We start from the raw sequence: 20486 nt of genomic DNA, 5'->3' as shown, positions 1-20486 counted from the left end.
CTGACCGGTGCGCGAAGCGCACCCTACGAAAACCTTCGTGTCCTTCGTGATCTTCGTGGTGAGAGCGAATTTTCTCATCGCGCGGGCAACTTAGACTTACGGTAAATTCATCGGAATAATTTGCGGATCATCTCGTTCACTTCAACTTCCCGCTGGCTGAGATCGACGTCGGTCATTAGCAGTTTGTGCTGCTTCAACAGTTTACCGTACTTCGAATCGATGTCGTCGCGGATCGGCACGCGGCCGTATTGGTTGATTACTTCCTGGCCTTCCTTGGTGAGCAGCCATTCGATGAATAGCTTGGCGGCGAAGGGATGGGCTGGCTGTGACGGCAACGATGCGGCGACCGTGTAGGTGATCACCGGTTCGAGGCCGATCCAGTCCACCGGCGCGCCTTTGCTTTTGAGGTTATCAACCGAATATTCGTACACGCCCGCCATGACCGCGAACTCGCCGGCGGCGAGCAGGTTGAGCAAATTGGTGTTGCCCGCCATAACCTGAGCGTTCTGCGCCGCGAGTTTTTCCATGAAGCCGCGGCCCTTGAGCTTGAGCAGCATGGAGAACCATTCGATCTTGGTGTTGTCGATGGCCATGGCGTTTTTCCACCTTGGGTTTAACAAGTCTTCGTAGCTCTTTGGCGCATCCGCACGTTTGACTTGCCGTGTGTTGAATCCTAGCAAGGTGCCGCTGGCGTACACCGAGGTCCAGTAGCCGTCGGGATCTTTGTATTGACTGGGATAGGTTGCCGACTCCATCGGCACGTAGCGGCTCAGCGCGCCGCGCTTTTTGAGTATATGGGTTTCTATGACGCTGGTGTGGACGACGTCGGCGAGGCGTTGCTTGGCTTGTTCTTCGAGCAGCACGCGGGTCATCAGTTTTTGTTTGTCGGTGCGAAAGTACTCGGTCTTGATAAACGGATAGCGTTTGTTGAAGGCAGCGAGATACATTTGCAGCTGCTGCGCCGCGGCGGAAGCGTAGATCACCAGTTTGCCTTCGCTTTTCGCGCCGGCGACAAGCTGGTCAAGCGTCTGGGCCTGTAGGTTATTGGGCGCAATCGCATAGAGAGCGGCAACAAGAGCGACCATCAGCAATTTCATGTCGGGCAAGTTAGATGACATGGGCCGGCTGTGTCAACAACGACGGCCGGCTTCGGTGCGTCGACAATGGATTGTTTTTCCATTAGGATTACAAAAAACTTGCGAGGTTGAAAAGCTTATGGCGACCCCTGAATTTTTCTATCAAGATCCGCTGCCGTTGGCGAAGGACGACACGAAATATCGCTTGCTGACGAAGGAATTTGTCTCTGTATCCCAGTTCGAAGGCAAAGACATTCTCAAAATCGCTCCCGAAGGTCTGACCTATCTGGCCAACATCGCGATCCGCGATGTTTCGTTCTTGCTGCGTCAGGCGCACTTGGAAAAGGTCGCGGCGATCTTGAAAGATCCTGACGCGTCGCAGAACGATCGCTATGTCGCATTGGCGATGCTGCGCAACGCCGACACATCGTCAAAAGGGATATTGCCCTTCTGTCAAGACACCGGCACGGCGACGGTGTTCGGCAAGAAGGGACAGCAGGTTTGGACCGGCGTCAAGGACGAAGAGTTTATCGCCAAAGGAATTTATAAAACTTACACCGAAGAAAACCTGCGTTATTCGCAGACCGCGCCGCTCAACATGTATGAGGAAGTCGACACCGGCACCAACTTGCCGGCGCAGATCGATCTGCTGGCCAGCGACGGCATGGAATATAACTTTCTATTCGTCACCAAGGGCGGCGGCTCGGCGAACAAGTCGATGCTTTATCAAGAGACCAAAGCGCTGCTCAATCCGGCGAGCCTAGAGAAATTTCTCACCGAAAAAATGATGACTCTGGGCACCGCCGGCTGTCCGCCTTATCATTTGGTCTTTGTCATCGGCGGCACCTCGGCGGAGGCTTGCTTGAAGACGGTGAAGCTCGCGTCCACCGGTTATCTCGATCAACTGCCGACTAGCGGCAACGTTCATGGCCGCGCCTTTCGCGATACCGAGACTGAAAAGCGCATGCTCGATCAGGCGTACAAATCCGGCTACGGCGCGCAGTTCGGCGGCAAGTATTTCGCGCTAGACTTGCGCGTGATTCGCTTGCCGCGCCATGGCGCTTCTTGTCCGGTGGGCATGGGCGTGTCGTGCTCGGCGGATCGCAATGTCAAAGGCAAGATCAACAAGGATGGCATCTGGCTCGAAGAGTTGGAGCGTGAGCCAGGGCGGCTGATTCCCGAAGAGTATCGCGGCAAAGTCGCGAGCAATGTCATTAAGGTCGATCTCAACCGGCCGATGAAAGAAATTCTCGCCCAGCTGACAAAAAATCCGGTGACCACGCAACTTGCGCTTAGCGGCACGATGATCGTCGCCCGCGACATCGCCCACGCGAAACTCAAAGAGCGCTTGGACAAAGGCGAGGGGCTGCCGCAGTATTTGAAGGATCACCCGGTGTATTACGCCGGACCGGCAAAGACGCCGGAAGGATTGCCTTCGGGTTCTTTCGGCCCGACCACGGCGGGGCGGATGGATTCCTATGTCGAGTTGTTCCAATCGCAGGGCGCGGCGCTGATCACGCTGGCCAAGGGCAATCGCAGCCAGCAGGTCACCGACGCGTGCAAAAAATACGGCGGCTTTTATCTCGGCTCCATCGGCGGGCCGGCGGCGATCCTGGCCAAGGAAAATATCAAGAAGGTAGAAATTCTCGAATATCCCGAGCTCGGCATGGAAGCGGTTTACAAAATCGAGGTGGAAGATTTTCCGGCATTTATTTTAGTCGACGATAAGGGCAACGACTTTTTTAAGCAGATACTGCGTTGACCAACCCTCGAGTATAATTCGAGGGATTCAAACATTCCCGCGAACGCGGAATCCAGGCGAGGGCGGACACGCAGGTCCGCCCCTACGGGGAAAAACCTGGATTCCCGCGTGCGCGGGAATGACGGAAGGGGAAGTCGGCGGTTTCACTCAAAGAAAGTTTTCCAGGTCGAAACGGTCGGCACCGGTGCCGCGTCCGTCGATGCGCAGGTAGTCGCCGTTGCGCAGCCGGTTGAAACGCTCGCTGACCGTGCGCGGCGCGTTGAAGGCGACGCTGACGACGACGATGCGGTTGCGCTGATCGCGGAGTTCAAAAGTTCCTCGGCGGCTGTCGACGTTTTCAACCCTCCCCTCAAGGCGATTGAATTGATTTCCTGTGCTCGCGCCCGCGCCCCGATCTTGGGCGGTTTCGCGCACGGTGAAGGCCGATACCGAATAACTGCCGTCGCGCTCTTGTTGCACCCGAGCCGCGATGTAGTCGCCCCGCTCCAAACTGGTCACCGGGTAGTTTTTCTGGCGGTAAGCGACTTGAGTGTTGTTATCGTAGCGCAGTACGGTTTTCTGCCCCGAGTCGGTGCGGATCTCAACTGTGCGGTTACGGCTATCGACGAACTGCACTTCACCCACGACGTCATTGTTGACGCCAGCGCCGCCAAGCCCGCCCAAGCCGCCGGGAATATCGAGGGCCGGGCAGCCGGTTAACGCCAGCAATCCGAAAGACAGAAACGCCATTAGACGCCTGGTCAGTCTCATTAGTAGTCTCCTTTACGAATACAATTCATCATTCAATTGCCAATTGTAGCTTGCTATTGGACGGCTGCAAAGGCGAAAGTCTTCAGCGGGGTTTGCGGTCGAAGATCCTCGGATAAGAAATAAACCACGAAAATCACGAAAAGGGGTTTCCGAATTTCGTGCCTTTCGTGTTTTTCGTGCTTAAATCCGAAATATCCGTCTCGACACGATCACGACCACGATTAGTTTATTTGACCCACGGCCACGATTAGCGTTATTACTCATCAGCGCTAGGACAATTCCACGGAGGAAGATTCATGCCGACCATCGATGCCGACGCCCATGTGATCGAAAGCGAAGAAACCTGGAGTCATATCGAGAACGAAAAGCTCCGACCCTTTCTCATCTCACCCGGCGGCGGGCGACCGCAAAACTGGTTGGTCGACGGTCGAGTGTTTCATCGCGGCGTCAACTTCGACCGCAACTTGCCCATGGAAATTTGCGAGATGCGCGATATCAAGGGCCGGCTCAAACACATGGACGAGCTCAACATCGACGTGCAGGTGTTGTATCCTTCTCTATTCCTGCGACCGCTGACGGCCAAGGCGGAGGTCGAGAACGCTATCTGCCGCAGTTACAATCAGTGGCTCATCGATATTTGCGCCAAGGGCGAGGGACGGCTCGAATGGATTGCGGTGGTGCCGGTGATCGACATCGATAGCGCGGTGGAAGAAGTGCGTTTCGCCAAGGCGCACGGCGCCTGCGGGATTTTTATGCGCGGCCTGATCGCCGACAAGCGGCTGAGCCACCCCTTTTTCTTTCCGCTGTACCAAGCGGCGGAGATCGCCGGGCTGCCGATCTGCGTCCATGCCTCCACAGGTAACTTCGACTGGGTGCAAATGTTCGACGGCGAGAGCGGCTTCATGCGCTTCAAGGCGCCGGTGCTCTCGGCGTTTCACGCCATCGTACACGACGGCGTGCCGAAGAAATTTCCCAATCTCCGATTTGGCTTCATCGAAGTGCGTGCCCAGTGGGTGCCCTACATGGCAGTGGAAATCGCCCGGCGCTTCGACCGCGCCGACAACATGGCGGCGCGCAATCTGATCCGCGACAATCACGTGTACGTGGCCTGCCAAACCGACGACGATCTACCCTACGTGCTGAAATATTCCGGCGAAGACAACATCGTCATCGGTTCGGACTACGGCCACAACGATACCTCGTCTGAAATCGCCGCGCTGCGCACGATCAAGGAGAAAGGCGAAGTCGAACCGCGCATCATCGACAAGATTCTCTACGACAATGCCAAGGCGCTGTATGGGATTTAGGAGTTTCGGGTTTCGGGGTTTGAGTTTAGGGTTAGCGCGAAATCTTTTGGTCGCGCTATTCGGCCTCATTGTATTTCAGGTTGACTTCAATCCCGTTGCCGCCCAAGAGCGCGTTCGCATCTCGCCATCGTCGCCGGGTTTAGCATCTTGGCCGGTTCAGCTCGCCGCCAAAGAAGGATTCTTTGCGCGCGAGGGTTTGACCGCCGAAATTATCGTCATGCGCACCAACACAGGGGTTGCCGCCTTGGCGACTGGCAGCATCGACTTCACCACCGCCGGTGGTTCGGCGCTGCGCGCGGCGGTCAACGGCGCACCGCTCAAAATGGTGCTCAACATCACCAAGAAGGCCGATCTGTGGATCGTCGCGCAAAAAAACATACTGCGAGTCGAAGATCTGCGCGGCAAAATGATTGGCGTCGGCGGCAACTGGGGCACGCAGTTCTATCAAGTGCTCGAAGCGCTCAAGCCTTCCGGCGTCGATAAAGACGTGCAGCTGGTTTCCACCGGCGACGTCGCCAACGGCTATTTGACTTTGCAGCAGGGCGGCATGCCCGCGGTGGCGCTGACACCGCCCTACAGCATTCTCGCCAAGCGGCAGGGTTATCGCGATTTGGTTAGGGCTAGCGATGTGATCAACGTCGCGCCGACCACCGGCCTGGTCACGACGACGGAAAAATTGGCCAAGGAGCCGCAAAAAATTCGCCGCGCGCTCCGCGCCGTGATTAAAGCGGTGGATTTCGCCAAGGCGCGCAGAGCGGACACCGTGGGCTTCATCATCTCGCAATACAAAATGGAAAAAGATGTCGCCGAATCCTGCTATGACGCGATCATGGAGACGCTCAATCCGACGCTTTGGTTGAGCGACGGCGAAATTCAAATCGAACTCAACCGCATCGCCGAGCAAAGCAAAATGAAAGTTACCGCGAAACCCGCTGACCTAGCCGACTTCACGCTAACCCGCCAGGTCGCCCAGGAGTTGGGGCGCTGAGTTGGTTCTAGGGCGGCGTTGGTCTGGCGGCACACGGTGGAATTTTGCCTGGGAGTTAGTCGGATATTTCACCGCAGAGAGTACAGAGCACACAGAGAAAGTTTTTCTTAGACATCTTTGTGCTCTGTGGTGAAATCAATCTGCTTCGTTAAACTTTAAAGCCATGTTCGCGGTACCATTTCTCCGCCCCAGGGTGGAGCGGTACGTCGCGCGGGGTGGCGTCGGTGTTTTCACCCAACTGGCCGATGCCGGTGTAAGAGTCTTCCCAAAACATTTGCTCTTTGCGGGCGGCTAGGGCGTCGCAGATTTTGTAGGCGTCGCCGTCGGGGAGCGCGGCGCGGGTATAGAGCGGCCAGCCGCTGTAGTCGATGCAGCTGTAATCTCGATCCAAGCCTTTGAAGCGGCCGGGTTTGATCGTGTAGCGGCGCCAGCCGAGATCGTCGACGAGATATTTGAACGCAGCATCTTCGAGCGTGATCGGCTTCATGCCGGCGGTCAGCGCCGCTTCAAACCACAGCGGCAAGCCTTCGTCGAAGATCGCGTCGATACTTTCATCGCGCAGCGCGTCGAGCCGGCGCTGGTCGCCGGGGCCGCCGTTCAATTGCAAACTGCCGCCCCACGACTCGATGTCTTTGATGGTCATACCGTAGGCGGCCAAGGTTTGGTCCACCAGCACGCGAGTGGAGTGAGTGGCGTCTTCGCGGATCGACAAGCGCAATGGATATTTGTTCGCTTTGATCTCGGCCAACGATTTGAGTCCCGTGCGTGGATGAACCACGTAGACGAAATGATCGAGGGATGGATAGACCGCTAAGATACGCACCGGCAGTGGCGCGGGAAATAAACCGGTGCCGCGGTGGGCTTGGGTAAGCAGACCGGAGGGATTGATCATCGCGACTTCAAGATCGCCGCGACAGATGCCGTGGGCCAAGATTGGCGAGCCGGTCGACATGCGCAACCATGGCTTGATCGTTTCATTGGAGCCGCTGCCGACGGTGATGCACATGTCGCGTGGGCCGTAGTAAGGCGTGGTGGAATCGCCGGCGATATGCAGACCGATTTCCCAAAGCATCAAGGCCCGTTGAAAATTCGCGCCGCGGGGTAGGGGTTCCATGTCGTGTCCTCCATTTAAGTTTATTGATTGGCCTCACCTTAGTTATTGCCGCGTGGTGCTGTCAACCTCAAATTGGTTTCACCACGAAGGCGCGAAGCGCACGAAGTTCGGAGTTCTTATTGTCAGAAACCTTCGTGTCCTTCGTGAACTTCGTGGTGAATTATGTCACAACATAGTTGCTGTTTCATGTTGTTATGGCATTCGATGCTCAATCTACGTTCGCCAACCTTGCCGAGAAAGAACGGCTGTGCGGCCATCACTCGGCGGAGGGGCGGGCGATTCGTATGCTGAGCCGGGCGCTCAATGGCTGGTCGGTGGGCGGTTTGGCGCCGCGGGATGCGTTGGTGTTGTGCGATCAAGCGCTAGCGGATTGGTTGAAGGCGCGCTTGCAGCTGTCGCAATGGTCGGCGCAGAGTTCGTTGGATTTAGTGCCTGCCGCCGCGGCGAAAAATTTGCTTACGATCACTGAAGCCGAGCGCTTGAAAGCGTTTGCTCAAGCGCGCCATGCATTGGAACCAACTACGGCCGATGTCGAAAGCGCTTTGGCTGGCTGCATCGAAATCGTCGAAAACTACTGGTCATGACCACCGCGCAAATCAATTGGCTGCTGCTCTGTAATGCGGCGCTGGGAAATTTTCTCGCCGGCACGTCGAGCCGGATTTTTTCCGTGTCGCTGCCGACGATGGCGAATAGTCTGCAGACCACCATCGTCGGCATTTCTTGGGCGGTGATCGCCTATCAGATTTCGCAAATCAGTTTGTCGTTAATATTTGGCCGTATTGGCGATATTTATGGGCGCCACACGCTCTTCGGTCTCGGTTTGATCGTTTCGTCGCTGGCGGCGCTCGCCTGCGGCTTGTCGCAAAACGTCACGCAGCTGATTTTGTTTCGCATGTTCCAAGGCGTCGGCGCGTCGATGACGCAGTCCCAGGGGCGGGCGCTGGCGATGGAAGCGTTGCCTAAAGAGTCGACCGGCAGGGCCCAGGGCTTCATGACCACGGCGTTTCACACCGGCGTGTTGATCGGCCCGAGCATGGGCGGCTTGCTGATCGACTATATTCATTGGCGCGCGGTGTTTTTCGCGCTGATACCAATCGCCATGTGCGGCATGGTGTTGACGGTGATCAATCGCATGAAAGGCAACGTGCCGCCGCCCCAGCCGGTCACGGGCGCGCAGCGGACCATCGATTATCTCGGCGCGCTGCTGCTGATCGCCGCGACCACTTCGCTGGTCGCCTGCGTCGATCATCGCATCATGGAATCGTTGTCGCCGGCGCTACGCGGCGTATTGATGATTGCCTTCGTGATTGTCTTCGCCGGCTTTCTCTATCGTGAAAGCACCACGGCCAGTCCGATCCTCGATCTGTCGCTGTTTCGTATTCGCATGTTCACGCTGAGTAGTGTGGCATTACTTCTGGTCGGCGTCGCTCAAGTGATGATCGGCTTCGTGATGCCTTTTTACTTACAAGAAGTATTGCATCTCAAGCCATCGTTCATCGGCTTGCTGTTCGTCAGCGCGCCGATTTTCACCGTGACGCTGTCGCCGCTGGTCGGTCGGGCAGTGGATAAAATGGGGCCGCGGGTGCCGGGCACCATCGGCATTTCATTTTTAGCCGCGGCGGGATTCTTCGGTTCGTATTTGCGTGCGGACTCCCATTGGCTCGCGGCGGTGGGCGTTCTCGCGCTCTGGGGCTTGGCGACCGCGTTGTTCTTCACTGCCAACCACACGGCGATGATCACCTCGGTGCCCAACGAACATCGCGGTGTCGCTACCGGCGCGATTTATGTCATGTTCGGTTTGGGCACGACCTTTGGCGTGTCGCTCGCCACCCTGTTGTTGACCACGGCGTTTCGTTATTACACCGGCGACCCGACCGCGACGCCGACGGCGGCCAATCCGGAAATGTTCGTGCGCGCGATGAACTTCAGTTTTCTCGTCGGCGGTTCCATGGCGCTGCTGGCTATGCTCTCTTCAGCGCTGCGCGGCGAACGCAAGGAGCAGACGCATTAATTTAGCGACGATCGGAGCTTGACCATGATACAAACAATAAAACTGTTGCTGAGTTTGGTAATGCTGTTTACCGTCGGCTGTTCCAAAGAGTCGGAGCAGAAATCCGCGCTAGCTAAAGCGTCGCCAGCGGAAAGCTCCCAATCCAATCCACCACCGTCCGCTACCGGGACGATCTCTGGCAAGGTGATTTTCAAAGGTACGCACAGCGCGGGCAAACTCTCCGTCGGTAAAGATAAAGAAGTTTGCGGTGACGCCAAGCAAGATCCGTTAGTGCAGGTCGGCAGTGACGGAGGCCTGAAAAATGCCGTGGTGCAGATCGCCGGGCTCAGCCAGGGTAAGGCACCGAGCAAAGACGCACTGTTGGATCAAGCGAAGTGCGAATACGTTCCCCACGTGCTGGTCGTTCCGACCGGCGCGACGGTGGCGATCAAGAACAGCGACGGCATTCTGCATAACGTGCATACGCAGAGTCAGCTCAATGCGCCGTTCAATCGCGCCCAGCCGAAATATTTAAAAGAGATCAAAGAACAGTTCGCCAAGCCGGAGATTATCTCGCTCCGCTGCGACGTGCATGGCTGGATGAGCGGCTGGATCGTCGTCACCGACAACGTTTATTTCGATGTTTCGCGGGCCGACGGAACGTTTATGCTCACCGATGTGCCGGCGGGAAAATATTCCCTCGAAGTATGGCATGAGACGCTGGGTTCGGCGGCGCAACAGGTTGAACTCAAAAGCGGTGAGACGGTGAACGTGACCTTCGAGTTTCAGAGGAAGAAATAGCCGTACGGAATCGAGAATTGGATCATGCGTAACCCTCTAGCGGCATTGTTGCTTTTGTTCAATATGGCGGCGCCAGCGATGGCGCAGGAGACGGCATTAAAGATCGGTCAAGACCGATTCAACTTCGACTATCAAGACGCTGTGAAAATTCGGCCGATCACGGTGTGGAGCTACCGGCCTAAGGAGATGTCGCCCAATGCGGCGGTTCTGTTCGTCATGCACGGCGTGCAGCGCGATGCCGAGCGCTATCGCAATGAGTGGCAACCTTATGCTGAGCGCGCCAAGGCTCTGCTGTTGGTGCCCGAGTTCGCCGCGGAGAATTTTCCCGGCGGCGGCGGTTACGCGGCGGCAAAACAGGATGCTGCGTCCGCCGCATTGGAAAAACTTTTCGACCATGCAATCAAGCTAACCGGATTGAATGCATCGGACTATCTGCTTTACGGCCACTCGGCGGGAGCCCAGTTCGTTCACCGTTTCATTCTGTCGCATCCCAAAGCGCGGGCGAAAACTGCCGTGGCCGCGAATGCGGGCTGGTACATGATGCCCGACTTCGAGGTTCGATTTCCTTACGGCCTGAAAGCCAGCGGCCTCGATGCGACTGATTTAACCGCAGCACTTGGCAAAAAACTTTTAATCTTGCTGGGCGATAAGGATGTCGATCCCAAACATCCTCAGCTCAATCGCAGCGCTGGAGCGATGCGCCAAGGAGCCCATCGTTTGGCGCGCGGCGAGAATTTTTTTCGCGCGGCGCGGCTCGCCGCGAGCCAATTGAATGCGCCATTCCAATGGGAAATCGCCACCGTAGCTGGCGCCGATCACAACAACGCTAAGATGGCCGTGGCCGCCGCCCCGTTGCTGTTGAAATAGTTACGCCATCGATTCGACTTTTCCATCCGCGCGGGTTATGGCTTTCGTTTATTCTTATGTCTGATTCGATCGACAGTCGCGCCGCGGCGCTCAAACGCTATGGCTTAGTCGCTTTGGCGTTTCTCCACATCGCCGTCGGGCGCGGACTGCACGGCACCTTCGGCGTGTTTTTCGTCGCCATGCTCGATGCCTTCGGTTGGTCGCGGGCGACCACTGCGGGTGCGATCTCCCTGGCGATCATTTTCGAAGGCGCCTGTTTACCTTGGGCCGGCGGATTGATCGATCGTATCGGCGGGCGCAAGACGTTGACGCTCGGCGGCTTGGTGCTGTTTATCGGCCTCGGTTTCGCGTCGACGATCTCGTCGATTTGGCAGTTTTACTTTTGGATCGGCATCGTCAGCGCGGCGGGCATCGCACTGATCGGCATGGTGCCCCACGTCGCGATCATCACGCGCAATTTTCCCGAACGCAAAGGCACGGCGCTCGGCATCGCCTGGGCCGGCGGCGGTGTCGGCATCGTCATGCTTGTCCCCGTGGCGCAGTTGATGATCGACAAATGGGGTTGGTCGCCCGCCTACATCGGTTTGGCGGCGATCACGAGTTTGTTAGTCATTCCGCCGGTGCTGTATTTTTTACCGCGCGATAATCAAGCCGGCGGACCGCAAGCGAAGGAGACGAACCAGGAGTCAGAAAAAACTTCGGACAGCGACTGGACGGTGAAACGCGCGCTTAGCAATCGCGCGTTTTGGCTGCTGTTCATCGCGCGCACGCTGGCGAGCTTGGGCAATCAAATCATCGTCACGCATCAGATCGCCCACACCGTCGACGTCGGCTATGCCAATGTGTTCGCCGCGTCGATGTTCGGTCTGATGGGCGTGATCAGCATCGGCGGGCGCATCTTGTTCGGCTATCTCGCCGACGTGATGAATCGCCAGATGGTTTTTACCTGGGTGCAGATCATCTCCGCCTTCGGAATTGTCGCGCTGTTGTCGATCCATGACACGTCGATGCCGTGGCTGCTTTACACCTATGCGGTTTGTTACGGCTTGGGCCAAGGCTCGCGCGCCTTGGTCCTGTCGGCGATCTCCGCCGATATTTTTCACGGTAAACATTTCGGCGCGATCTTCGGTTATTTTACTTTTAGCATCGGTCTAGGCGGCGCCATCGGCGCCTGGCTCGGCGGCTATCTTTTCGACGTCACGCACAGTTATGCGATTCCGTTTTGGTTTTCCCTTGCCTGTTTGGTGGTCTCCGTGTTTATCGTGTGGGCGGCGGGCCAAGCCGTCAAAGCTCAATCTGAAAGGAACTAGCCAATGATTCAACTTTATACTTGGGGAACGCCTAACGGCAAAAAGGTTTCCATCATGCTCGAAGAAATCGCCATGCCCTACGAAGTGCATGCGATCAATATCGGTCAGGGCGATCAGCTCAAGCCGGAATATCTGGCGATCAATCCGAACAATAAGATTCCCGCGATCATCGACAGCGATGGGCCGGACGGCAAGCCCTTCAAACTTTTCGAGTCCGGCGCGATTCTTATGTATCTCGCCGAAAAGGCGGGCAAGCTTTGGCCGGCGGATTTGGCCCAGCGCTACACGGTGATTCAATGGCTGATGTTTCAAATGGGCGGCGTCGGACCGATGTTAGGCCAGGCGAATTATTTTTATCGTCTCGAAGACAAAAATCCCGCGGCCATTGAGCGCTTCTACAAAGAAGCGGTGCGGCTCTACAGGGTGCTCGATAAACAACTGGGTGAAAGCGAATATCTCACCGGCGCCTACTCCATCGCCGATATCGCGACCTATCCCTGGGTCGGCCGCCATGATGGCCACAACGTCAAGCTCGAAGAGTTTGCCAACGTCAAGCGCTGGTTCGACCAGATTTCCGAGCGGCCGGCGGTACAGAGGGGGATGGAGATTCCAAAAAAATGAGGCGTATTAAGTTTACTGGGAGGATATTTTCACCACTAGGGACACGAAGGTTTCGGAAAATCTAATTTCCGAACTTCATGCTCTTCGTGTCCTTCGTGGTGAATCCGTACCTGCTCGTTTTTCGAACATCTCGCTCGAAAGGAAGTCGCCATGGCACCACACAGAAAAATCGAAAAACCTCGGGCCGAGTGGGGATCGGATGTTGTCGTCGATCTCCTGAAGGCGTTCGAGTTCGAATATATCGCGATCAATCCCGGCGCGACCTTTCGCGGCTTGCACGACTCGCTGGTCAATTACGGCGGCAATCACGCGCCGGAAATCATTCTCTGTAACCATGAAGAGATCGCCGTCGCTTTGGCGCATGGCTATGCGCGCGCCAAGGGCCGGCCGATGGCCGCGGCGGTACACAACGTCGTCGGGCTGCAACATGCGTCGATGGCGATCTACAATGCCTGGGCGGACCGGTTGCCGGTGATCGTGCTCGGCGGCACGGGTCCGATGGATTCCGCCAATCGCCGGCCCTGGATCGACTGGGTGCATACCGCCAACGTGCAAGGCAATTTAGTCCGCGACTTCTGCAAGTGGGACGATCAGCCGGCGAGCGTCGAGGCGGTGCCGGATTCGTTCATCCGCGCTTACCGTTTGGCGACCACCGATCCGATGGGGCCGGTTTATATTTGCTACGACGGCGACGTGCAGGAAAAAAAATTAGCTGGCGATATTCCATTCGATGTCTCGCGTTATCCCGCGCCGTTGCCACTACAGGCGCCTGAAGAAGGTTTTGAAAAAACTATTCAGATGATTTTAGCGGCCAAGCGGCTGGTGATCGTCGCCGATTGGGTCGGGCGGCGCGAGGCTGGCTTCAATGCGCTCGGCGAATTGGCCGAGCTGTTGGCGGCGCCGGTGCTCGATCAGTTGGGCCGCTTTAATTTTCCCGTGCAGCATCCGCTCAATCTGACCGGACAGGCTGACAAAGTGATTCCGCGCGCCGATTTGATCTTGGCGCTCGATGTTCCCGATCTCGAAGGCGCCACCGTGCGGCGGGCGCAAGAGCGCGGCAACCGGCGCGCCACGCCGCTGTTGGCGGCCAATGCCAAAGTGATCAACGTTGCGCTGGACGATCTGCTGGTGCGCGCTTGGGCGACCGATTTCAACAAACTGCGCCAAGCCGATCTGATGATTCTCGCCGACACAGCGGTTTTTCTGCCGGAGCTGGTGCGGCGGCTCAAGGCGGAGAACAAACTCGCCGATTTAAAAGACGACATCGCCACGCGGCACGCCGAATGGGGCAAGATTAACGAGGAGAAAAAGGCCGCGTTGGAAAAAGAATTGCAATCGAAATGGGACGACAAGCCGGTGTCGATGACGCGCATCTACGCGGAAATTACCGAGGCGCTCAAAGGCGAAGACTGGGTGCTCACCAACGGCAGTTCCCAGGGCAAGGAGAATCTTTATTTGCCGGCGACCAAGTTCAATCAGATTCTCGGCAAATATAAAGGCGGCGGCTTGGGCTACGGCATGCCGGCATCGCTGGGCGCGGCCTTAGCGCATAAAGGCTCGGGCAAATTTTGCGTCAACATTCAGCCCGACGGCGATCTGTTATTCACCGTCAGTTCCATCTGGACCGCCGTGCACCATCAGATTCCCCTGCTCAGCATCGTGTGTAGCAATCGTTCCTATTTTAACGACGAAGAGCATCAAGAACGGATCGCCGTCGTGCGCAACCGGCCGGTGGAAAATAAAACCATCGGTATCCGCATCGAGGATCCCAACGTCGACTTCGGCGCCATGGCGCGCACCTACGGCTGCTGGGGCGCCGGGCCGATCACGGAGCCGAAGGATTTGATTAAAACTTTGCGCGAAGCTGTGAATATCGTGAAGTCAGGCAAGCCGGCGTTGGTCGATGTCGTGTGTCAGATGCGCTGAGTTTGGGGAGTTTGTCCAATGTTTTTTTTTCAGCACGCTAATTAGCCTGACGTTGATCGCCGCACCCGCGTATTCGCAGAAGCTTGAGCGCGCGGTGTTGGCCTATGGTTCGACCGGAGCGAATCTGACGCCGTTCTGGGTGGCGCGCGACGCGGGGTTGTACAAGCAATATGGCTTGGATGTCGATATCGTATTTTTCCGTGGCAGCACGATTGCGATCAACGCCTTGGCGACTAAAGACGCGCACTTCGGTTCCTTCGGCGCGAGCTCGTCGGTGCTCGCTAAGCTGGGCGGCGTTGATACCGTTCTTATTGCCACGGCGGCGCCGGGTTTGCTGTTCTATCTACTCGTTAAAAAGGAAATCAAAAACGCCAACGACCTCAAAGGCAAGAAGATCGCCATCAGCCGGCCGGGAACGGACTCCGATCTCGGCGCGCGCGTCGCCGTGCAGCGGCTTGGACTCGGCGAGAAGGAAGTGAGCTTCATTAGTCTCGGCACCGATACTGAACGGTTGGGGGCGATGCTCCAGGGCGTAGTCGATGCGACCGTCGTAACCGTGTCCGGCTACGTCGCCGGTCAGAAGATGGGCTTTCACTCGATCCTGGATTTGGGCCAGGCGAATATTCCGTACGAAGCGGCGGGATTGATTACCACGCGGACGCTGATGCGCGACAATTCAGATTTAGTAATGAAATATGTCAAGGGCTTCGTCGCCGGCATTCACTACGCGAAAAGCAATCGCGAGCCGACGTTAAAAATTCTTTCTAAATATATGCGCACTGACGACCGCGACGTGCTCAACGGCAGCTACGATTATTTCGTCGGCCGGATCATTCCGCGGGCTCCCTACGTCAGCGACAAAGGATTGCAAGCGGTCATCGACTTTATCCGCCAGCGCAACCCGCAAACACCCAACGTCAAAGCGTCGGACTTCATGGACAACAGGTATATCAAAGAGCTGGACGACAACGGCTTTATCAAGGCGCTGTATAGTCGTTAGAAAAAGAGGCGCCAATGAAATCTTTTACTTGGTATTTTGTTATTTCGATGCTTCTTTGGCCACGACTCGGTGCCGCTGCGGAATTAGTGGATTGCCGCGTGGCGTCGAAATTTTCCAGTCAGGGGAGCGTTGGCAAAGCAGTGACCGACGCGATTCGCGACACTAAGGAGCGTTTGACTTTGGCGCTGTACGGTTTCGATAACGGCGAGCTCGGTGATGAGTTGCTCGCTCTGGTGATGAAAAAAGTCGCCGTGCGCGTGAAAGTCGATACGGCGCGCAGCGCGAGCAAGAAAATCCTTGCCTTGATCGACAAGCTCAAAGCCGGCGGGGTGGAAGTGCAAACCGTGGCGCCCAACGGCCGGAATCACAACAAGTTCGCGATTATCGACGGCAAGCGCGTCCTGACGGGTTCGTATAACTGGACGCTCAAGTCGGAAAACAATTGGGAGAACCTGCTGGTTTTGGATTGTCCGGAGTTGGCGAAGGCCTACGAAGCGGAGTGGGAACGCATTCGTTGAATTTTATTGCGTCGCGGAGTTCTTGATCAACTGTGCGTAGAAATTGATGCAGCGCAAGTAATCGGCAACCGAAACCCGTTCATCGATACCGTGATATCTCTTGGTGTCCTCGGCCTTGAGCGTTATTGGCAAGAATCGAAAAATATTCTTCGTAAGCCCGGCGTAGTGGCGCGAGTCGGTGGCGGCGACCAGCAGCGACGGCGCGACGATGGTTTGTGGCGCGGTTTCGCCGATGGTTCGCTGGATCAGCTGGAAGCTTGGGCTTTCGATATCCGATACTGCGGAAGGCTCCATGCGAACGCCGAGCAGTTTGATCTCGATTTTCGGATTCTTAATCGCCTTGCGCACATGCTCGATCGCATTCGTGGTATTATTGCCAGGAATCAGCCGCAAGTTGACTACCGCGCTGGCCTGGCTCGGCAGGACGTTTTCCTTGACGCCGGCGTTGAAGACTGTTGGTGCTACGGTGGTGCGCAGGAGGGCGTTGGTGAGTGGCGATTTGGCCATTTGTTTTCGCACCCAGGGTTCGAGCAGCCAGAGATTGGCCAGGGCGATTTTTTTGCTCCAGGCCATTTCCGGTCCGAGGAATTCAAACATGGCGCGGCTCGGCCCGTGCAGTGAGGCGGGAAATGGTTTGGCTTCGAGTCGCTGCAAGGCTTTACTGACGGCGCTGATGGCGGTGACATTGGGCGGGATCGAACTATGACCGCCGTCACTTTGGGTGCTGAGTTGAATGCTCAAGTAGCCTTTCTCGGCAATGCCGATGAGCGCCACTGGCGCGGCGATACCGGGAACGATACCGCTCAAGATATTCATCCCTTCGTCTAGGACGAATTCCAATTCGACTTTCCGAGATGCCAACAGTTGGGCAATTCTGGCCGCGCCTTGGCTGCCGCCGATTTCTTCGTCGTGACCGAAGGCCAGATAAATGGTGCGCGCTGGTTGGAATCCTTCGCTCAGCAAATGCTCGACCGCTTCAAGGACCGCCATCACGCTCGCCTTGTCATCCATGGCGCCGCGGCCCCAGATGTAACCGCCGGCGATTTGCCCTGAGAACGGCGCGTGGGTCCAGAAGTTCTCGCTGGCTGAATCGATCGGCACGACATCCATATGCGCCATCAATAAGATCGGTTTGAGCTTCGGCTCGCGGCCTTGCCAAGTGTAAAGCAGGCTGTGCTGATTGACGGTTTCTCTCGCTAAGCGCTCATGCAACTCGGGAAATGACTCGGTAAGAAAAGCATGAAAGCGTTCGAACTCAGCCTGTGATGCCGAGTCGACCGGCGCGACCGTCCGATGGCGAATCGCGCGGCTAAGTCGTTGTGCAGCGGCGTCGACGTCGATTTGAATCGGCGCTGCGGGGGCGACGTCGACCTGACGCGACACAGAGCGCAGAACCCCGATCGCGAGCGCGCCGCTAAGGACAGCGGTGACCAAACCGATCACGCCAAGAAGCTTTTTCATGCAACTCCGGGGTAACAACTTTGGTCGGCGACGGCAAGTCGCTCGATCAGCCAGAGAATTACTTGTAGAGCCCGAGGACGAGTGGAGAGTTAACTAAGAGCGGAGCCGAACTATGTGGAGCGTGAGATAGGCGGGATCAGCCTAACGGTGGCCGCGAAAAATCTGCGGCGAGATCTGAGCACGATATTTTCGGCTGCGGGGTCAAGTCCCCGCAGCCGAAATGGCCAGGTTTAATTAGTAGGAGCGCTCGCGTCTACGCGTGATCCGGCCTGCTTCTATTGGGTCGCCTTCATCGTTATAGATGCGCGTGCTGGTAAAACCTTGGGGCCAGATTGAGGTGATCCACTGGCGGATATTGAAGCCGATACGAAGCTGGGTAATCGGATTTGGATTTTCGTTAATGTGCTGGTGTTCCCACATAGCCGGCGGCACATAGAGAACGTCGCCAGCTTGCCAAGGAATGCGCTTGCCCTGCATATCGGTGTACCCCTGCCCCTCAATGGCATAAACCACAGCTTCAAGATGCTTGTGCCTGCCGCTCTCATGGAAGGCCGGCTCAATCCAGCGATTGGTAATCGCGACGCTGACGGCACGGAAGCCATTTTTAGGCACAATGAGATAGTTGGAAAAGTCGTGCTGGTTTTTTGTCGCGGCGATCGCCCCCTGCGGATTGTAACTCTCTCCGTCAGGCAACTTTTCTTTGTTGGTCGGCGCTTGCTCAAGATGGATAATCGCACGGGTGCCATCGGGGTAATATTGTGACGTCTCCTCAGGCACGGCAGCGATCATCGAGGGCTCATTGGGGCCGCAGGTCTCGATCTGCTCGATGCGCGCAACGCGGAGATAGGACTCGAGATCGAAACACATGCCGTGAATGATTAAGACCGGAACCTTGCCGGTATTAAAATGTTGATGCTCGGCCCAAAATGGAATCTGCAGCGTGCTGCTTTGGTGCCAGTTAAAACGCTGGCCATTGATCACGCTGAACCCCTCGCCCTCGAGGATGTGCATCGACTCTTCACCATGCCGATGCTTGCCGGTATGCCAGCCAACCGGAATTTCCGACTTGAGTACGTTGCTGCCCATGGTGGCAAAGCCGAGATGGTTGGCAACCATCAGTTTCACTTTGACATCGTGAGGCGTTGAAACCCATGGAATGTCTTTGTCAGCGGCTACCAGGCGGCCGAGTTCAAGTTCGTCTTGGAGTTTGTTGGGCGTTTCGAGCCATTGTTCATAGAAGTTCTTTGCCATAACGATTTCCTTTGTCAGTGTGTGAAATAATTAGTCGGCGATCTGTTGCGCCAGCGATTCCTTTTTCAGTAGCTTCGCCACGAAGTGGCGCATTGCGAAACGCTGGCCGTCGCGCATGCTGCGGACGGTGCCATTCTTTACCGCGGCAATCAGATCGTTTTTTAACGTGGCTTGCTGCGCGCCGGACAATTGCTCAATGGCCGGAATTTGCTGGACCATCTGGAGGAGCGTGTCGAGGTCCGGATATTCAACGACATAACTCAAGAAGCGATCGCGAATCGCTTCGTCGATCAGATCGGGGCGGTTGCTGGTCAAGATGATCGTGGCGCGGGAGGTATCGAGATCGTCTATGGAATGAAAGAAAACGCTGTCCTGAGAAAAGTGCCACTCTTTGGCGTGTTGACTGCCGCGCGCCATGAAAATGGATTCGACGTCATCGAACAGCAGCACGGAGCGCTGCCCCTGCGCCGTGAATCCCGATCTTGCATGGAGAAAAATATCGCGAATTCTTTCCTCGCTCTCACCGTACCGGGAGCGCGAAATCTCACCGCCATCGATAAACGCTAAAGCGACTGGCGGCTCGTCCTCGGTCTCAAACCTGCGACCGAGTTCATAGGCCAGCCGTTTGGCCAGGGTGGTCTTGCCCGTGCCGGGAGGACCGCTGAGCATGAAACCTTTGACCAGGCCCCGAGTCGATCCGGAGCGCCATTGATATTCGGTGATGGCGGCAATTTCCTGCAACAGGTCGCGGTATCGGTCGCCGACCATTTCACTACCGCGGACCACTCCAGTGTCGTCGGTACCGCCAAAGAGCAATGAAAGTTTTTCGAACGAAATGACGTTTCCAGCGGATAGATGATGATGTCCTTCGCTTGATTGCATTTAGTAGAATCTCCCAGCTAAAAGCACAAACCGAGATGCTAATCTAACCGACAAAAATATCAAGAGCTTGGGCCCATGCGGCAATTGCATGACGAGCCGGCGACAGGTTGGCTCGTCGTTTTTGTGGCATTGCAGAGTTCACAATAAGAGGTACTCACCACGAAGTCTCGAAGGACACGAAGGTTTCGGATATTCTAAACTCCGCACTTCGTGCGCTTTATGTCTCCCTCGAAAATAGTCACCCTTGGATGATCTACCCGATGAATTGACATAAGGATTCCGTCATACCGGCGCAGGCCGGTATCCATCCGTTCCGCCCCCCTGGATGCCGGCCTGCGCCGGTATGACGAGTCAAGTAGCGAGCCATGCTGAGAGATCGTTGATTTTCATACTCTGTAGACGAGCGAATGCTCATCGACACTTCGTGGTGAAAAGAATCGGCGAACATTCTCTATGCCCGTGAGGGCTCAAATCGGGTAGTCCTTGGGATTGGGCGACGATGTCAGCTCAAGGCGTTAAGCGTGCACGAGATCATTGCATAGTAGCCGATGGTGGCGGTGAGTTCGACCATGCCGGCGACGCCCAGGCGCTTGAGTAGGGATTGGAACTGCGGCTCGGCGACGCGATGTTTGTGCAGGACGGTGCGTACGTAATCGACGATCTCAGCTTCGTCGGGCGGTAGGCCGATGCTCGGCTGGCGTTGGTGAACCGCAACATGTCAATGGCGGAGAGAAAATGTGCCAGATAGCGGCGCAATAGTGTACCAGTCAGGTTAAGAGAAAAGGGCTTTGAAGCCCCTGGGGTTTATTGTTGAGCTGGCACGTCGATTTAGATTTTGGTGTTGGGTTCTCCTTCGGTTGGC

18 protein-coding genes are annotated in these 20486 nt (G+C 56.4%); 12 read left to right on the top strand and 6 right to left on the bottom strand.

From position 1 onward, the window contains the following. Nucleotides 1–107: 107 nt before the first annotated feature. On the bottom strand, nucleotides 108–1118 hold the full coding sequence (locus EXR70_09970) for an extracellular solute-binding protein (protein MSP38803.1): 1011 nt from the start codon (nucleotides 1116–1118) through the stop codon (nucleotides 108–110). A 97-nt stretch (nucleotides 1119–1215) separates the two neighbouring features. Between EXR70_09970 and EXR70_09965 the strand changes: the two genes are divergently transcribed. Further along, nucleotides 1216–2838, top strand: a complete 1623-nt coding sequence (locus EXR70_09965) for a fumarate hydratase (protein ID MSP38802.1) — start codon at nucleotides 1216–1218, stop codon at nucleotides 2836–2838. 147 nt (nucleotides 2839–2985) lie between these two features. Here EXR70_09965 and EXR70_09960 read toward each other — a convergent pair whose 3' ends face one another. Beyond that, a complete protein-coding gene (locus EXR70_09960) occupies nucleotides 2986–3588 on the bottom strand; it encodes a hypothetical protein (GenBank protein ID MSP38801.1) in 603 nt (200 codons plus the stop codon). A 296-nt stretch (nucleotides 3589–3884) separates the two neighbouring features. On the opposite strand from EXR70_09960, the gene EXR70_09955 reads away from it, so the two are divergent. Together EXR70_09955 and EXR70_09950 are read left to right on the top strand one after the other, a co-directional pair. Next, nucleotides 3885–4895: a hypothetical protein gene (locus EXR70_09955; protein MSP38800.1), complete on the top strand. Its 1011-nt coding sequence runs from the start codon at nucleotides 3885–3887 to the stop codon at nucleotides 4893–4895. Further along, complete coding sequence (locus tag EXR70_09950; GenBank protein ID MSP38799.1) at nucleotides 4870–5883, top strand: ABC transporter substrate-binding protein; 1014 nt, start codon at nucleotides 4870–4872, stop codon at nucleotides 5881–5883. The genes EXR70_09955 and EXR70_09950 overlap by 26 nt, the downstream gene beginning before the upstream one ends. 148 nt (nucleotides 5884–6031) lie before the next feature. Here the strand turns inward: EXR70_09950 and EXR70_09945 are convergent, their stop codons facing one another. Next, nucleotides 6032–6997 (bottom strand): hypothetical protein, encoded by a 966-nt coding sequence (locus EXR70_09945; GenBank protein MSP38798.1) that lies wholly within the window; start codon nucleotides 6995–6997, stop codon nucleotides 6032–6034. Between the two features lie 194 nt (nucleotides 6998–7191). On the opposite strand from EXR70_09945, the gene EXR70_09940 reads away from it, so the two are divergent. The 9 genes from EXR70_09940 to EXR70_09900 all read left to right on the top strand — a co-directional run bounded on the left by EXR70_09940 (nucleotide 7192) and on the right by EXR70_09900 (nucleotide 16030). Then, nucleotides 7192–7581 carry a hypothetical protein gene (locus tag EXR70_09940; protein ID MSP38797.1) on the top strand — a complete coding sequence of 130 codons (390 nt, stop codon included), beginning with the start codon at nucleotides 7192–7194 and terminating at the stop codon, nucleotides 7579–7581. Next, the gene (locus EXR70_09935; protein ID MSP38796.1) at nucleotides 7578–9008 is read left to right on the top strand and encodes an MFS transporter; all 1431 of its coding nucleotides are present in this window, start codon (nucleotides 7578–7580) and stop codon (nucleotides 9006–9008) included. Before EXR70_09940 ends, EXR70_09935 begins: the two co-directional genes overlap by 4 nt. A gap of 24 nt (nucleotides 9009–9032) precedes the next feature. After that, nucleotides 9033–9788, top strand: coding sequence for a hypothetical protein (locus tag EXR70_09930; GenBank protein MSP38795.1), 756 nt, complete (start codon nucleotides 9033–9035; stop codon nucleotides 9786–9788). Between the two features lie 24 nt (nucleotides 9789–9812). Further along, on the top strand, nucleotides 9813–10655 hold the full coding sequence (locus EXR70_09925) for a hypothetical protein (GenBank protein ID MSP38794.1): 843 nt from the start codon (nucleotides 9813–9815) through the stop codon (nucleotides 10653–10655). A gap of 56 nt (nucleotides 10656–10711) precedes the next feature. After that, nucleotides 10712–11965, top strand: coding sequence for an MFS transporter (locus EXR70_09920; protein MSP38793.1), 1254 nt, complete (start codon nucleotides 10712–10714; stop codon nucleotides 11963–11965). A 3-nt stretch (nucleotides 11966–11968) separates the two neighbouring features. Continuing rightward, nucleotides 11969–12586, top strand: a complete 618-nt coding sequence (locus tag EXR70_09915; protein MSP38792.1) for a glutathione S-transferase family protein — start codon at nucleotides 11969–11971, stop codon at nucleotides 12584–12586. 150 nt (nucleotides 12587–12736) lie between these two features. Beyond that, a complete protein-coding gene (locus tag EXR70_09910; protein MSP38791.1) occupies nucleotides 12737–14512 on the top strand; it encodes a thiamine pyrophosphate-binding protein in 1776 nt (591 codons plus the stop codon). Further along, nucleotides 14490–15512: an ABC transporter substrate-binding protein gene (locus tag EXR70_09905; GenBank protein MSP38790.1), complete on the top strand. Its 1023-nt coding sequence runs from the start codon at nucleotides 14490–14492 to the stop codon at nucleotides 15510–15512. The genes EXR70_09910 and EXR70_09905 overlap by 23 nt, the downstream gene beginning before the upstream one ends. A gap of 14 nt (nucleotides 15513–15526) precedes the next feature. Then, nucleotides 15527–16030: a hypothetical protein gene (locus EXR70_09900; GenBank protein MSP38789.1), complete on the top strand. Its 504-nt coding sequence runs from the start codon at nucleotides 15527–15529 to the stop codon at nucleotides 16028–16030. Between the two features lie 3 nt (nucleotides 16031–16033). Here EXR70_09900 and EXR70_09895 read toward each other — a convergent pair whose 3' ends face one another. The 3 genes from EXR70_09895 to EXR70_09885 all read right to left on the bottom strand — a co-directional run bounded on the left by EXR70_09895 (nucleotide 16034) and on the right by EXR70_09885 (nucleotide 19624). Next, nucleotides 16034–17491, bottom strand: a complete 1458-nt coding sequence (locus EXR70_09895) for a M20 family peptidase (GenBank protein ID MSP38788.1) — start codon at nucleotides 17489–17491, stop codon at nucleotides 16034–16036. A gap of 234 nt (nucleotides 17492–17725) precedes the next feature. Continuing rightward, nucleotides 17726–18742, bottom strand: coding sequence for a cupin domain-containing protein (locus tag EXR70_09890; GenBank protein MSP38787.1), 1017 nt, complete (start codon nucleotides 18740–18742; stop codon nucleotides 17726–17728). A 30-nt stretch (nucleotides 18743–18772) separates the two neighbouring features. Continuing rightward, on the bottom strand, nucleotides 18773–19624 hold the full coding sequence (locus EXR70_09885) for an AAA family ATPase (GenBank protein MSP38786.1): 852 nt from the start codon (nucleotides 19622–19624) through the stop codon (nucleotides 18773–18775). Nucleotides 19625–20486 lie beyond the last annotated feature (862 nt).

The organism is Deltaproteobacteria bacterium (assembly GCA_009692615.1).
Classification (GTDB): Bacteria; Desulfobacterota; Binatia; order UBA9968; family UBA9968; genus DP-20.
Note: the sequence above shows the minus strand (reverse complement) of the source record. Positions and strands in the feature narration are given on the sequence as shown.

Bases quoted from the DNA above. Each gene is read 5' to 3' on its own strand.
- EXR70_09970 (MSP38803.1), bottom strand. From the start codon at position 1,118: ATGTCATCTAACTTGCCCGACATGAAATTGCTGATGGTCGCTCTTGTT.
- EXR70_09885 (MSP38786.1), bottom strand. From the start codon at position 19,624: ATGCAATCAAGCGAAGGACATCATCATCTATCCGCTGGAAACGTCATT.
- EXR70_09925 (MSP38794.1), top strand. From the start codon at position 9,813: ATGCGTAACCCTCTAGCGGCATTGTTGCTTTTGTTCAATATGGCGGCG.
- EXR70_09950 (MSP38799.1), top strand. From the start codon at position 4,870: ATGCCAAGGCGCTGTATGGGATTTAGGAGTTTCGGGTTTCGGGGTTTG.
- EXR70_09910 (MSP38791.1), top strand. From the start codon at position 12,737: ATGGCACCACACAGAAAAATCGAAAAACCTCGGGCCGAGTGGGGATCG.
- EXR70_09920 (MSP38793.1), top strand. From the start codon at position 10,712: ATGTCTGATTCGATCGACAGTCGCGCCGCGGCGCTCAAACGCTATGGC.
- EXR70_09960 (MSP38801.1), bottom strand. From the start codon at position 3,588: ATGAGACTGACCAGGCGTCTAATGGCGTTTCTGTCTTTCGGATTGCTG.
- EXR70_09935 (MSP38796.1), top strand. From the start codon at position 7,578: ATGACCACCGCGCAAATCAATTGGCTGCTGCTCTGTAATGCGGCGCTG.
- EXR70_09945 (MSP38798.1), bottom strand. From the start codon at position 6,997: ATGGAACCCCTACCCCGCGGCGCGAATTTTCAACGGGCCTTGATGCTT.
- EXR70_09965 (MSP38802.1), top strand. From the start codon at position 1,216: ATGGCGACCCCTGAATTTTTCTATCAAGATCCGCTGCCGTTGGCGAAG.
- EXR70_09890 (MSP38787.1), bottom strand. From the start codon at position 18,742: ATGGCAAAGAACTTCTATGAACAATGGCTCGAAACGCCCAACAAACTC.
- EXR70_09930 (MSP38795.1), top strand. From the start codon at position 9,033: ATGATACAAACAATAAAACTGTTGCTGAGTTTGGTAATGCTGTTTACC.
- EXR70_09915 (MSP38792.1), top strand. From the start codon at position 11,969: ATGATTCAACTTTATACTTGGGGAACGCCTAACGGCAAAAAGGTTTCC.
- EXR70_09895 (MSP38788.1), bottom strand. From the start codon at position 17,491: ATGAAAAAGCTTCTTGGCGTGATCGGTTTGGTCACCGCTGTCCTTAGC.
- EXR70_09905 (MSP38790.1), top strand. From the start codon at position 14,490: ATGTCGTGTGTCAGATGCGCTGAGTTTGGGGAGTTTGTCCAATGTTTT.
- EXR70_09955 (MSP38800.1), top strand. From the start codon at position 3,885: ATGCCGACCATCGATGCCGACGCCCATGTGATCGAAAGCGAAGAAACC.
- EXR70_09900 (MSP38789.1), top strand. From the start codon at position 15,527: ATGAAATCTTTTACTTGGTATTTTGTTATTTCGATGCTTCTTTGGCCA.
- EXR70_09940 (MSP38797.1), top strand. From the start codon at position 7,192: ATGGCATTCGATGCTCAATCTACGTTCGCCAACCTTGCCGAGAAAGAA.